The sequence below is a fragment of the Curtobacterium phoenicis genome (assembly GCF_047238015.1).
GTDB lineage: Bacteria > Actinomycetota > Actinomycetes > Actinomycetales > Microbacteriaceae > Curtobacterium.
Genome location: NZ_JBDFLZ010000002.1, coordinates 3,210,664 through 3,223,277 on the forward strand (window position 1 = coordinate 3,210,664; position 12,614 = coordinate 3,223,277).

The 12,614-nt window shown below is 70.9% G+C and carries 12 protein-coding genes and 1 tRNA gene; 5 read left to right on the forward strand and 8 right to left on the reverse strand.

Annotation, left to right across the window (positions count from 1 at the left end):
* Window positions 1-119 precede the first annotated feature (119 nt).
* The 4 genes from ABC270_RS15315 to ABC270_RS15330 form a co-directional block, all read right to left on the reverse strand.
* On the reverse strand, window positions 120-590 hold the full coding sequence (locus tag ABC270_RS15315) for a BLUF domain-containing protein (RefSeq protein WP_412881584.1): 471 nt from the start codon (window positions 588-590) through the stop codon (window positions 120-122).
* 92 nt (window positions 591-682) lie between these two features.
* Window positions 683-2,056, reverse strand: a complete 1,374-nt coding sequence (locus tag ABC270_RS15320; protein ID WP_412881585.1) for an ABC transporter substrate-binding protein — start codon at window positions 2,054-2,056, stop codon at window positions 683-685.
* Between the two features lie 10 nt (window positions 2,057-2,066).
* Window positions 2,067-3,023, reverse strand: coding sequence for a carbohydrate ABC transporter permease (locus ABC270_RS15325; protein WP_412881586.1), 957 nt, complete (start codon window positions 3,021-3,023; stop codon window positions 2,067-2,069).
* 125 nt (window positions 3,024-3,148) lie between these two features.
* Entirely contained in the window at window positions 3,149-4,093 is a 945-nt protein-coding gene (locus ABC270_RS15330) for a carbohydrate ABC transporter permease (protein ID WP_412882108.1), read from the reverse strand.
* Window positions 4,094-4,327: 234 nt separating this feature from the next.
* On the opposite strand from ABC270_RS15330, the gene ABC270_RS15335 reads away from it, so the two are divergent.
* Window positions 4,328-5,626, forward strand: a complete 1,299-nt coding sequence (locus tag ABC270_RS15335; protein WP_412881587.1) for a Gfo/Idh/MocA family protein — start codon at window positions 4,328-4,330, stop codon at window positions 5,624-5,626.
* 115 nt (window positions 5,627-5,741) lie between these two features.
* Complete coding sequence (locus tag ABC270_RS15340; protein WP_412881588.1) at window positions 5,742-6,749, forward strand: LacI family DNA-binding transcriptional regulator; 1,008 nt, start codon at window positions 5,742-5,744, stop codon at window positions 6,747-6,749.
* Window positions 6,750-6,977: 228 nt separating this feature from the next.
* Here the strand turns inward: ABC270_RS15340 and ABC270_RS15345 are convergent, their stop codons facing one another.
* The gene (locus ABC270_RS15345) at window positions 6,978-7,379 is read right to left on the reverse strand and encodes a GrpB family protein (protein ID WP_412881589.1); all 402 of its coding nucleotides are present in this window, start codon (window positions 7,377-7,379) and stop codon (window positions 6,978-6,980) included.
* Window positions 7,380-7,659: 280 nt separating this feature from the next.
* Here ABC270_RS15345 and ABC270_RS15350 point away from each other — a divergent pair, with 280 nt between their 5' ends.
* Together ABC270_RS15350 and mtnN are read left to right on the forward strand one after the other, a co-directional pair.
* The gene (locus ABC270_RS15350; protein ID WP_412881590.1) at window positions 7,660-9,111 is read left to right on the forward strand and encodes a PepSY-associated TM helix domain-containing protein; all 1,452 of its coding nucleotides are present in this window, start codon (window positions 7,660-7,662) and stop codon (window positions 9,109-9,111) included.
* Between the two features lie 18 nt (window positions 9,112-9,129).
* Complete coding sequence (gene mtnN / locus ABC270_RS15355; RefSeq protein ID WP_412881591.1) at window positions 9,130-9,837, forward strand: 5'-methylthioadenosine/S-adenosylhomocysteine nucleosidase; 708 nt, start codon at window positions 9,130-9,132, stop codon at window positions 9,835-9,837.
* Window positions 9,838-9,954: 117 nt separating this feature from the next.
* Here the strand turns inward: mtnN and hxlA are convergent, their stop codons facing one another.
* On the reverse strand, window positions 9,955-10,593 hold the full coding sequence (gene hxlA / locus ABC270_RS15360; RefSeq protein ID WP_412881592.1) for a 3-hexulose-6-phosphate synthase: 639 nt from the start codon (window positions 10,591-10,593) through the stop codon (window positions 9,955-9,957).
* A 23-nt stretch (window positions 10,594-10,616) separates the two neighbouring features.
* Window positions 10,617-11,189, reverse strand: coding sequence for a 6-phospho-3-hexuloisomerase (gene hxlB / locus ABC270_RS15365; protein ID WP_412881593.1), 573 nt, complete (start codon window positions 11,187-11,189; stop codon window positions 10,617-10,619).
* Between the two features lie 109 nt (window positions 11,190-11,298).
* Here hxlB and ABC270_RS15370 point away from each other — a divergent pair, with 109 nt between their 5' ends.
* Window positions 11,299-12,156 (forward strand): helix-turn-helix transcriptional regulator, encoded by an 858-nt coding sequence (locus tag ABC270_RS15370; protein WP_412881594.1) that lies wholly within the window; start codon window positions 11,299-11,301, stop codon window positions 12,154-12,156.
* A 365-nt stretch (window positions 12,157-12,521) separates the two neighbouring features.
* Here the strand turns inward: ABC270_RS15370 and ABC270_RS15375 are convergent.
* Window positions 12,522-12,609, reverse strand: a tRNA-Ser gene (locus tag ABC270_RS15375).
* Window positions 12,610-12,614: the final 5 nt, after the last annotated feature.

The following is a 12,614-nucleotide window of genomic DNA, read 5'->3' on the forward strand; positions in this document are numbered from 1 at the left end:
TGTCGCACGGCGACAGCGCAGTCGGCCGGCAACGGCGACAGAGCCCGTGGACGACGACGGGACCGGCCGTCGACCACGGAACGCGGCGCCGCGCCCCGCGCCCGGGCCGGCCGGGCGGCTCAGGCGGCGTGCCTGCCCAGGGTGATCCGTTCCTCCCGGCCGGTGCCGAGGTCGCGACCACGGAACCAGCGCAGCAGGAAGTCGGCGGAGGTGCCGGACAGCGACGCCGGCAGGCCCTGGCGGCGCTGCAGGAACCCGCTGAAGCCCGGTTCCTCGAGGACGTCGACGTCGGACGGCGCGCCGAACGCCATCGCCCACCCGTCGAAGCGCCGGGTGCTGATCTGCTCGCGGGACAGCGACTGCACCTCGGTGTGCCGGGGGTCCCGCTCGATGGCGGCGTAGCGGTCCTCGACGCTCCACGCCGGCCCCTCGAGCACCTGCATGAAGCGACCGCCCTTGGCGAGCAACAGCCCCGAGACACCGAGCGCCTCGTTGCGGAGTCGTGCCTCGCGGAGCATCGCGACGAGGTCTGCGTCGGTGAGGTCGTCGACGGCGACGGACATGTAGACGAGTGAGGTGAGGGAGGTCATCGGCGCCAGTTTCGTTCGAGCGTGGAACATCCGTCAATGCGGTCGTCCACGGACCGCACAGGGCCCGTGGACGACTGCGTGAAGCGGATGCGTCAGGTCAGCGCGAGGAGCGTGTTCACCTGCTCGTTGACCGCCGTGAGCGAGGACACCGGGTTGCCGTTCGCGTAGATGCCGTCGAACGCGGGCTGCACCAGCGCCTGCACGTCAGCGGGGTTCCGGGTCACCGGGAAGAGGAACGTCGTACCGTCCTCGACCTGCTCGGTGAACGCCGTGACGTCGAGTCCGCGCTTCGCGTAGGCCGCCACCGCGGCCTCCGTCCCCGACCGGCGGGCCGGGAACACGATGCCGGCGCGGCCGACGATCTCCTGCGCCGCGGCGCTGCCGAGGAACGCGACCCACTTCGCCGCCGCCTCGGGGTTCTTCGCCTGCTTCGTGATCGAGTCGCCGAGACCGTTGAACATCGACGCACGGTGCCCGATCGGGCCCTTCGGCGTCGGCGCGACCCCGACGTCGATCCCCTGCAGGCCGAGGTAGGTGCCGATCATCCACGACCCGTTGAACGACAGCGCCACCTTTTTCGAGCCGAGCTGCACGTCCGGGCCGGTCGTCGTCGAGAACACCCCGTACTTCGGCATGTAGCCCTTGTCCGCGAGTCCGAAGTACCACGAGATCGTCTTCTGGAACCGGGCGTCGTCGTAGCGGAACCTGTTCCCCCAGGGGTTCTCGTTCGTGTAGAACCAGTCGATCGACCCCGTGAACGGCGACCACTGCGTCTGTCCGAACCCGTCACCACCGCTGCCGTTCGCGCTCATCCCGTAGACGGCGACGTCGGTCTTGTCGAAGCCCGGCTCGTCGCCGCGGCGCCCCTTGCCGTCGACCGTGAGGTGGGCGATCGCCCGCTCGAACGACCCGCCGTCGTCGGGGTTCCAGGACAGAGCGGCGAGGTCGTCGGCCGTGTAGCCCGCCTTCGCGATCACCTTCTTGTCGTAGAACATCGCGACGGTGTCCCAGTCCTTCGGCGAGCCGTACCGGTGACCGTCCTTCCCCTTCCAGAGCTGCGCCAGGCCGGACTGGTAGTCGTCGTCGCGGATGGCGCTCGTCGCCTCGAGGTCGTCGAGCTTCCAGAGCACGTCGAGGTCGGCGAACTGCGGGAACTTCGACAGGTGGTCCGTGAAGACGTCCGGCGCGGTGCCGGCGATGAACCCGGCGGTGAGCTTCGTCCAGTAGTCGGCCCAGCCCAGCTGGGTGATCTTGATCCGGATGTCGGGGTTCTCGCGCTCGAAGGCCTTCGCGACGGCCTGGTAGGCGGGCAGCTGGTTCGCGTCCCAGAGCCAGTACGACACGGTGCCGGTCGCGCCGCTCCGCGGGTTCGGCGTGCTCGGTGAGGAGCACGCGGCGAGCGCGCCGAGGGCGAGGGCGGAGGCGCCGCCGGCGAACAGGGCGCGACGGGAGATGGAGTGCGTCATGAGCGGGTCCCTACTTGATGCCGGAGAAGCCGATTGAGTTGACGATGCGCTTGGCGAAGAGGCCGAACAGCACGATCATCGGGAGCGCCGCCACGAGGGTCGCGGCCATCAGGCCCGCCCAGTCGGTGCCGGACTGCGGCGACTGCGACTTGAAGACACCGAGTGCCACCGTCAGCACGCGCGAGCTGTCCGTGTAGGACACCATCAGCGGCCAGAAGTAGTCGTTCCAGGCGGTGATGTAGGTCAGCACGGCGAGCGTCGCGATCGGTGCGGAGGCCATTGGCAGGATGAGCCGGAAGAACACCCTGACCTTGCCGGCGCCGTCGATGAGGGCCGCCTCCTCGACCTCGCGCGAGATGCCGAGGAAGAACTGTCGGAGGAAGAACACCGCGAACGGCGTCATGAGCATCGACGGGAGCGCGATGCCGAACAGCGTGTCGACGAGCCCGAGCGACTTGATGAGCGCGAAGTTCGGCAGGAGCGTGAAGATCGTCGGCACCATGAGGCCGGCCAGGAACACCGCGAACACCTTGTCGCGCCCGGGCCACCGCAACCGCGCGAAGGCGTAGGCGGCGCCGGCCGAGAAGAACACCTGCCCGACGGTGATCATCGTCGCCGTGATCACCGAGTTCAGCAGGTACTGCCAGAAGTTGATGGCCGCACCCGAGCCGCCCTGGGCGAGCGCTTCCTTGGTGGACTGCAGGCCGAACACCCGCTCGAACCCGCCGAGACTGAACCCCGTCGGCAGGAGCGACGTGGGGTCGGCGGAGATCGCGCCGTTCGACGACAGGGCGGTGCGGAGGATCCAGTAGAAGGGGAACAGGGTCACGACGATGACGGCGATCATCGCGATCCAGGCGATCACCCGTCCGACGGAGGGCTTGCGACGCGGTGGGCGGGGACCACCGCGGGTGGTGATCGCGCGGGTGGTCTGGGGTTCGACCACGGGGGGCAGGGTGCTGGTCATCTTCGACTCGCTTCCAGAGGTGACGGACGGCCGCTTCGGCGAACGGCCGGGTGGGGTCGGCCGCGTCGACGGGCGGCCGGGTGGGGTCGGCCGCGTCGACGGGCGGCCGGGTGGAGTCGGCCGCGTCAGTCCAGGTCGCTCTCGCCGGAGCGCGAGAGTCGGTACTGGATGAACGTGATGACGCTGAGGACGATGAGGAGGGCCACGGAGACGGCGGACGCGTAGCCGAACTGGAACCGGCCGAAGGCGAGGTTGTAGATGTAGTTCTGCACGACGTTCGTGGCGTTCGCCGGGCCGCCCTGCGTGGTGACCGCCACGGTGTCGAACACCTGGAACGAGCCGATGATCGTGATGATGAGGACGAGCGAGAGGATCGGCCGCAGGAGCGGGACGGTGATCCGCCAGAACATCTTCCACTCGCTCGCACCGTCGATCCGGCCGGCTTCGTAGACCTGCTCCGGGAGCGCCTGGAGCCCCGCGAAGATGAGGAGCGCGGTGTAGCCGACGTTCCGCCACACGTTGATGAACGCGATCGTGGGGATGCCCCAGACGTCGCTCTGCAGGAACGGGATCCGTCCGACGCCGATCGCCGACAGGATCTCGTTGCCGATGCCGAGCTGCGTGTCGAGGATCCACAGCCAGATGAGCGCGGCGACGACGTTCGACACGAGGTAGGGCGCGAGGACGATCCCGCGGACGAACGTGGACTTCGTCAGCCGGTGCATCATCACCGCGATGAACAGCGCGAGGACCGTCTGGAACCCGATGTTGAGGACCACGTACTCGACGGTCACCGCCATCGAGTTCCAGAAGATCGAGTCCTGGACCAGTCGGACGTAGTTCTGCAGACCGGTGAAGACCGGCGGTGTGAGCAGGTTGTAGGTCGTGAAGCTCAGGTAGATGCCCCGGACCGTCGGCCACGCCAGGAACAGCAGGAAGCCGACCGTGGCGGGCGCGATGAAGACCAGCGCGAGCCAGAGGTCGTTCCGTGGGCGGCGGCGTGGGGAGGTGGTGCCGGCACGGGCACGGTCGGCGACACGACCCTGCCGTCTCGTGCTGGCGGTCGTCATGGTTGACGACACGGGGCTCTCGGTGACCATCGCGACTCCTTCGTCTGCGGTGGACTGGCTCGAAGCGGCAGTCCGTGGCCGGGAATCTACACGTGGAGACACCGGACGACAAGAGGCTCTTTCGACGCTACGAAGTTAGGGTTGTCACGAGTAGACAATGATGGAATGCTGACCGTGATCGCACCGGCGCGACCTGCCCGGCGATGCATCCACACCACCTCGGAAAGGTCCCCGATGATCTCCATCGCAATGGTCGGAGCCGGCCAGTTCGCGCCCCAGTTCGCCAAGCTGTTCAAGCTCCACCCCGACGTCGACCGCGTCTTCGTCGCCGACCTCGTCGAGGACCGCGCGTCCGCGCTCGTCGCGGAGCAGCACCTCGACGGCACCTTCCCGGACTTCGAGTCGGCGCTCGCCTCCGACGTCGACGCGGTCGCGATCTTCACGCAGCGCTGGACCCACGGCCCCCTGGTCGTGCAGGCCCTCCGCGCCGGCAAGCACGTGTACTCCGCGGTGCCGATGGCGATCTCGGTCGACGAGATCCGTGACGTCATCGACACCGTCCGCGAGACCGGGCTCACCTACATGATGGGCGAGACGAGCTACTACAACCCGGCGACGGTGTTCGCCCGGAAGAAGGTCGCCGAAGGTGCGTTCGGCCGCGTGTTCTACGCCGAGGGCGACTACGTCCACGACATGGACCTCGGGTTCTACGCCGCGTACCAGTACAGCGGCGGCGAGGACTGGAAGCGCACCGCGAGCTACCCGCCCATGCTCTACCCGACGCACTCGGTCGGCGGTGTCCTCGGCGCGATCCCCGGGCACGCGGTCAGCGTCAGCTGCATCGGCGTCAAGGACGACCGCGGCGACGGCGTCTTCGACAAGGACGTCAGCCAGTTCGACAACGACTTCTCGAACGCGACCGCGCTGTTCGAGCTCGACAACGGCGGCGTCGTCCGGATCAACGAGATGCGCCGTGTCGGCTACCCGTCACACATCCGCGAGTCCCGCTTCCGGTACTTCGGCACCGAGGGCAGCTTCGAGCAGCTCGCCAAGGTCAGCGTCTGGCAGGACAAGCAGGACTCGGTCGACATCAGCGACCAGATCGACACCCAGGCGACGATGTCCCTCGACGACCCCCGGCTCGCCGGCGTCGACCCGTCCCTCCGCGACGCGTTCGTCTCCGGGTACGCACCGGTGCACGACACCTCGCGCCTGCCGTCCGAGTACGACGGGGTGCCGACCGGGCACGAGGGCAGCCACCAGTTCCTCGCCGACGACTTCGTCCGCGCCGTCGTCGACCGCACCCTGCCCCCGGTGAACGCCTGGACCGCCGCCCGGTTCACGCTGCCCGGCATCATCGCGCACCAGTCCGCGCTGCAGGGCGGCGTCCGTCTCGACGTACCGGACTTCGGTGACGCTCCGGAGACGGTCGACGCAGGCGCGCCGGCGAGCGCCGCCGGATCGACGGAGGTCGCGGGCGCCACAGGTTCGGTGAGCGCGGCCCCGTCCGGCGACCGGTCACCCGCCGTCTAGGATCGCAGCGACGACCGCGGTCCGGCCGCCGGCCCACCCGGGTCGGCGGCCGGACCCGACCGTCCGGGTGCCGGGCCGCGCGGGCCGGCAGCCGGACGCCACCCAGGAGGCCCCCGTGAGCACCCCGACCACCCCGAGGGCGGTCACGCGCGCGGACGTCGCCCGGTACGCCGGGGTGAGCACGTCGGTGGTGAGCTACGTGGTGCACGACGGCCCCCGACCCGTCGCCGCCGACACCGCAGCCCGGGTCCGCGAGGCGATCCGTGTCCTCGGCTACCGCCCGAACGCGAGCGCGCAGGCCCTCCGCACGGGCTCGTCGAAGATGCTCGGACTGATCGTCCCCGAGCTCGACAACCCCTTCTGGTCGGAACTCGCCGTCGAGGTCACGCACGCGGCCGCAGCTCGCGGGTACGACGTCCTCCTCGCCAACAGCGACGGGGACAGTACGCAGGAACGCGAACGCCTCCGCACCCTGTCCGCCCGCCAGGTCGACGGCATCATCGTGACGAGCATCCAGACCCACCCGGACCTCTCGACCGTGACCGACCCCGGCATCCCGATGGTGCTGCTCAACACCTTCTTCGAGGTCCCCCACCACGTCAGCATCGGCGTCGACGCGTTCCGTGGAGCACTCGACGGCACCCGCCACCTCATCGAGCACGGCTACGGGTTGATCGGCCTCGTGATGGGGCACGCCGGCGAGATGGAGCTCCGCGAGCAGGGCTGGATGCGGGCACTGCGCGACGCCGGGCGCCCCGACGGCCCGATCGTCCGCTGCGACTTCACACGACGTGGCGGGTACGAGGCCGGCCTCCGCATGTTCGGCGACGGCACCGGTCCCCGCGCCGTGTTCGTCAGTTCCGACATGCAGGCGATCGGGGTGATGCGCGCCCTGTTCGAACTGGGGCTTCGCGTCCCGGAGGACGTCGCGATCGTCTCCTTCGACGGCGCCGCCGAGGCGGACTACACGAACCCCCAGCTCACCACCGTGCGGCAGCCGATCGAGGTGATGGCCCGCGAGGCGGTCGACCGCGTCCTCGGTGGCGGCGACGAGGGCAACCGCCGACTGGTCCCACCCGAGCTGGTCCTCGGCGCGAGTTGCGGGTGCGACGTGCGTCGCTGACGCACCCACCCACCGGCCGGGAGGCCTGTGGCGGGCCCGCCACGGGCCTCCCGTCCGACGCCGGGTCGCCCCGGGCCACGCCCGTCTCGCACCAGAACTTCGACGATGCAACTGTCGATCACGCGGTGCTTCGTCGCTCGGTGCACGCGCATCGGATGCACGTGCATGGTCCGACGAAGCACATGTCGATCACGCAGTGTCCCGTCGCAGCCACGACGCGCTGCGAGGTCAGCCCGCAGCACCGCGTCCGGTGATGCCCCGCGTGCTCGCGGCGATCGATGCCCGTTCCTCGTTGCTCAACCCGGCTGCGCGGAGGACCCGGTCGAGGACGTCGCTCTTCCGGGCGATGTACGCATCGATGTCCACTGCCTCCTGCCCCGCTCGCCGCTTCACCGCCGCGTACTCGTCCCGGAGCGCGTCGTCGGCACGCAGGACGTCCCGCACGCCGAGGTGGTTGCGGAGCGCGAGCGATCCCTCGGCGACGACGTAGGTGTTGCTCGGTGCGAACCGGTCCGGGGTCCGGAAGGCTTCGCGGCCCGCGATGCCGAGGTCGCCGCGGGGCACGAAGCCGATCGTCGCGAGCGCGCCGACGGCGGCGGCCACATCGTCCTCCGCGACCACGACGTCCACGTCGACGACGGGCTTCGCTGCGAGCCCCGGGACCGACGTGCTGCCGACGTGCTCATCCGGTGCGGTACATCTCGAGCGTCGAGTGCGGTGGAGTACGCCTCGCGGAGCATCTCGAACCGGTCGCGCCACTCCGCCCGGTACTCGACGACCTCGATCACCTGTGCCTCCTCGTCGACTCGTCGGGGAGACGCTACGCGCACCGCGGCGATCGCGCGACTCTACATCTTGTAGAGTCACTGTCCGTGCGGCACGAGGTCGCGCCCGACACCGGAGAGTCCCGATGCCGCACGCCCCCGCACCCACGCACACGCCCGCGCCGGCAGCCCCGCGCCCGCCCGCCAGCGCTGGCTGGTTCCCACAGCTCCTGCTGCGCCTGCACTTCCTCGCCGGCCTCTTCGTCGGACCCTTCATCCTCGTCGCCGCCCTCTCCGGTGCCGTGTACGCCGTGGCGCCGTCGGTCGAGCGGGTCGTGTACGCCCACGAGCTCACCGCCCCGGCGACAGCGACGACGCTCCCCCTCGCCGACCAGGTGTCCGCTGCGGAGGAGTACGTCGACCGCCGGCACCCCGGAGACACCGTGACCGAGGTCCGGCCCGCCCCCGCCGCCGGCACGACCACGCGCGTCATGTTCACCGAGGACGGCCTCGCGGAGTCCACCACCCGCGCGGTGTTCATCGACCCGGGCACCGCCGAGGTCCGCGGAGACCTGCCGGTGTACGGCACGTCCGGGTCGCTGCCGTTCCGTACGTGGGTCAGCACGGTGCACCGCAGCCTGCTCCTCGGCGACGTCGGCCGGCTCTACAGCGAGACCGCCGCGTCGTGGCTCGGCATCGTGTCGCTCGCCGGCATCGCGCTGTGGACGGCACGGGTCCGCCGAGCCCGTCGCAAGCGCGAGCTGGTCGTCCCGGACAACCGGGCGCGGGGGTACCGACGGACGTTCTCCTGGCACGCCGCCACCGGTGTCTGGGTGCTGCTCGGCGCGCTCTTCCTCTCGGCGACCGGCATCACGTGGTCGCACTTTGCGGGCGACAACGTCACGGCGATCCGGTCCGCGCTGAGCTGGCAGGCGCCCGCGGTCGACACGGCCCTCGGCGGCGCGGCCGCGAACGGCGCCGGAACAGGCGGCGGCCACGGCGAACACGCCGGGCACCACGGTAGCGAGGCCGAGCCGGCCGCTACCGCCGACGTCACACCGGACCAGTTCGACACGGTCCTGTCCGCAGCACGCGGGGCAGACATCGACGCCGCGGAGGTCCGGATCCACGTCCCGACCGCGTCCGACCAGGCGTGGACGGTCGAGGAGAGCAAGCAGACCTGGCCGGTCGCGATGGACGCGGTCGCGGTCGACGCCCGTGACGCGCAGGTCGTCTCGGAGGTCCGGTGGGCCGACTACCCGCTCATGGCGAAGGCCGCGAAGCTCGGCGTCAACACCCACATGGGTGTCCTCTTCGGGCTCGCGAACCAGGTCGTGCTCGTCCTCGCCGCGCTCGGGATCGCCGCGATGGTCGTGTTCGGGTACGTGATGTGGTGGCAGCGCCGACCCGCAGGCGCCCGGGTCGGCCGCGCCCCCGCCGCCGGGGCACTCGCCCGCGCGCCGGGCTGGGGCCTGGCCGTGGTCGCCCTGGTCGCGGCGTTCCTCGGTGTCCTGCTGCCCACGGTCGGCGTCACGCTGCTCCTGTTCCTGCTCGTCGACGCAGCGGTCGTCACCGCGGGGGCATCCCGCGCCCGCTGAGCGTGCGAGACTCGATCAGTGCACCACCCACCGATCGCGGTCGTCATCGCCGCCATGAGCGAGGAGGTCGGCGCCTTCGCCGGTCTGCTCGGCGGCACCCCCATCCTCGACGGTCCCGTCGGCGGCCACGACGAGCACCACCTGCTCGACGTCGGCGGTGGGACGGTCGCGGTCCGCCGGAGCGGCATCGGGTTCACGAACGCCACCGCCGCGGCCGCGCACGCCTTCCACGACTTCGGCTCCGGCATCCCCGTGATCAGCGTCGGCACGGCGGGCGGCCTCATGCACGGTGTCGCGATCGGCGACGTCGTCGTGGGTGACCGCTACGTGAACCTCAATGCCGACGCGACCGCGTTCGGGTACGCGCTCGGCCAGGTGCCGGGGATGCCCACCGGGTACGCGCCCGACGAGCGGCTGGTCGACCTCGCGATGGCGTCGGACGCGGGGTACCCGATGCGCGCCGCGACGATCGGGTCGAGTGAGATCTTCGTGACCGAGGGCCGCGCACGCCTGCTCCGCGAGGCCTTCCCGACGGTGGCGGCGGTGGACATGGAGACGGCAGCGATCGCGCAGTTCGCGCACGTGCACGACATGCCGTTCGTGTCGGTTCGCTGCATCAGCGACCTCTGCGCTCCCGACGGCGACGAGTTCAAGGAGCACCTCGACGACGCGGCGGCACGCGCCGCGCGCGTGGTCCACGACGTGGTGACGGGCCTCGTCGGCTGACGTCGCGCCGTGGTCGCGACCACACACGGTCTGGAGGCACGCTGCCAGCTGGCACCGTGCCTCCAGACCGTCAGGGGCTGACGACGGTCAGCCGGTCAGTCGCCCAGGGGCTGACGGTCAGGCCGCGGCGGACGCCGTGATCGCGTCGCGCAGTGCGGAGGCCGCCGCGGCGACGTCGTCGGCGCTGTAGATCGCGCTGCCCGCGACCGCGACGCGGGCGCCGGACGCCTGGACCGCGGCGATCGTGTCCGTGGTGATGCCACCCGCGACCGAGAAGTCGACGCCCGAGGCCTCGCCGTCGCGCAGGAGCGTCTCGAAGGTGAAGCCCTCCTCGGCCTGCTCGTCGAGCCCGGCGTGCATCTCGACGAACTCGACGCCGAGCGCGATGACCTCCTTCGCACGGGCCGCCTTGTCCGGCACGCCGATGAGGTCGACGACGATGCCCTTGCCGTGCTGCTTCGCGGACTTGACGGCACCCGCGATCGTGCTGTCACCGGCGACGCCGAGCACGGTGACGAGGTCCGCGCCGGCCTGGAACGCGATGTCGGCCTCGAGCTCGCCGGCGTCCATCGTCTTGAGGTCCGCGAAGACGATCTTGTCCGGGTGCGCCTCCTTGACCGCGGTGATCGCGGAGAGGCCGGCGCTCTTGATGAGGGGCGTACCGAGCTCGATGACGTCGACGTACGGCGCGGCCTCGCCGGCGAGTTCGAGGGCGTGCTCGGTGGTCAGGGTGTCCATGGCGAACTGGAGCTGCATGGTGGTGTCCTTCCGGTGATGGGTCATTCGAGGTTGGCGTGGCGCGGCCACAGGTCGTCGGCGGAGTGTCCGCTGCGCTGCCAGAGCGCGTGGAACAGGGCGTCCCCGAGCAGGGCGACGGCCTGCTCGAAGAGGCTCCCGGCGTACTGCACCGACGCGGTGCCCGAGCGGTCGGTCTTCGTCGCCGCCGGGACCACGAGCGTGGTGTCGGCGACCTCGGACAGCGGTGAGTCGTCCGTCGTGCTGACGGCGAGGACCCGGGCACCGACCCCGGCGGCCGTGCGCGCCGCCTGGACGATGCCGCCCGTGGTGCCGGAACCGCTCGCGACGAGGAGCACGTCGCCCTCGCGGATCGCGGGGGTCGTGACCTCGCCGACGACGTGCACGTCGAGCCCGAGGTGCATGAGGCGCATCGCGGTCATCCGGAGCGCGAGACCCGAGCGACCCGCGCCGTGCACGAAGACCCGGTCGGCCTCGGTCAAGAGCGTCAGGGCGCGCTCGCTCGTGGCCGCGTCCGTCGAGCTGAGTTCGGCCACGAGGTCCTGCAGTTCGCTCCCGATCGTGCCGAGGGCGTCCGCGACGGTTATGGTGGGCATGGCCCCGATGCTGCCGTTGCCGGCCGAGCTACGGAGCCGCCCGGGCGCACGGCCATCCCGTCCGATCGGGTGGGGCGGTCCGTCCGGGTGGGACGGGTAGGTTCGGTCCGTGGGATCGAGGTCACCGGGTGCATCGGCTGCTGCGGCTCCGGCAGCCGCGTCGTCGAGCCGGACGGCCGCCACCGAGCACGCCCGGACCGTCGCCGAGACGGCGGACCGGCACGCCCTGACGCTCGAGTCCGTGCTCGCTGCCCTCCGCTCGAGCAGGCTCTCCGACGCAGCCGCACGGGCGGAGGCCGTCGAGATCGCCTCGGCTGCGCTCGTCGAACTCCGGACGTCGAGCGACCGGCAGCGCAGCACCCTGCTCGAACCGGTGACCGGCGCGTTCTCACGACTCCGAGCCGACCTGCGCCCGCTCGTGCGCTTCGGCGATCTGGACGTGCAGTTCGTCGAACCGCCCGCCACCGGCCGGGCCCTGCCCGGAGACGTGGCCCACAGCGCCCGCGCGATCGTCCGCACCGCCGTCCTCGCGCTCGTCGACGACGGGGCGGCACGGCGGGTGCGCATCCAGTGGGACTGCGACGGCCGGAACCTCCTCATGCAGCTCCGCGACGACGGTGCCGGCACCCTCGACGCCCACGACGACGCCGTGCGGCCCATCGCCGAGCGGGTCGTCGCCCTCGACGGGACCCTCGCGGTCGACTCGACACCGGGGTGGGGTTCGACGCTCGACATCGCGCTCCCGCTCGACCCCTCCCCGACGTCGATCGACGTGCCGGACGACGCCGACCTCACCGCGCGGGAGCGCGACGTGCTGCGACTGGTGGCGACGGGCGTCGGGAACCGGGAGATCGCCGAGGGACTCGGCATCAGCGTGAACACGGTGAAGTACCACGTCGCGAACCTGCTCCGGAAGCACGGAGCCCGGACCCGGGCGGAGCTCGCGGCCTTCAGCGTCCGGAGCTGATCGGGCCCGACACGGGCGGGAACGTGTGCGCCCTCTCATGCACTTCACGCACGAGACCCGGTCCGCGCGGTGGTGGAGCGGGCATCGTGGTTCGATCACATCGGGCACGAACCGAGTCCGACCGCGCACGACGACCGAGAGGCCCCGATATGCCGTCGAGATCGAGCACGTCGTTGCGGGAGCGGTTGGGCGGGTGGACCTACGTCCTCGTCGCGTGTGCGGTGGTGCTGGTGGCCGAGGTCGTCGGTCGTGTGCTGTCGTTGAGCGAGGTCGTGGTCATCGAGGACGATCGAGGACCAACACCTGCTCGCGCGGATCGCCCAGCGGCCGCGACGGGGTCACGCTGACGATCGATGAGCGCCTCGTGGCGGAGGGTGTGGGATTCGAACCCACGAGACATCACTGCCCACCTGTTTTCAAGACAGGCTCCATCGGCCGCTCGGACAACCCTCCTGTGA

What these genes read in the sequence shown, in the direction of transcription:
- ABC270_RS15315 (WP_412881584.1), bottom strand. Translation starts at nt 590, where the DNA reads ATGACCTCCCTCACCTCACTCGTCTACATGTCCGTCGCCGTCGACGAC.
- ABC270_RS15325 (WP_412881586.1), bottom strand. Translation starts at nt 3,023, where the DNA reads ATGACCAGCACCCTGCCCCCCGTGGTCGAACCCCAGACCACCCGCGCG.
- hxlA (WP_412881592.1), bottom strand. Translation starts at nt 10,593, where the DNA reads ATGCAGCTCCAGTTCGCCATGGACACCCTGACCACCGAGCACGCCCTC.
- hxlB (WP_412881593.1), bottom strand. Translation starts at nt 11,189, where the DNA reads ATGCCCACCATAACCGTCGCGGACGCCCTCGGCACGATCGGGAGCGAA.
- ABC270_RS15335 (WP_412881587.1), top strand. Translation starts at nt 4,328, where the DNA reads ATGATCTCCATCGCAATGGTCGGAGCCGGCCAGTTCGCGCCCCAGTTC.
- ABC270_RS15320 (WP_412881585.1), bottom strand. Translation starts at nt 2,056, where the DNA reads ATGACGCACTCCATCTCCCGTCGCGCCCTGTTCGCCGGCGGCGCCTCC.
- ABC270_RS15350 (WP_412881590.1), top strand. Translation starts at nt 7,660, where the DNA reads ATGCCGCACGCCCCCGCACCCACGCACACGCCCGCGCCGGCAGCCCCG.
- ABC270_RS15330 (WP_412882108.1), bottom strand. Translation starts at nt 4,093, where the DNA reads ATGACGACCGCCAGCACGAGACGGCAGGGTCGTGTCGCCGACCGTGCC.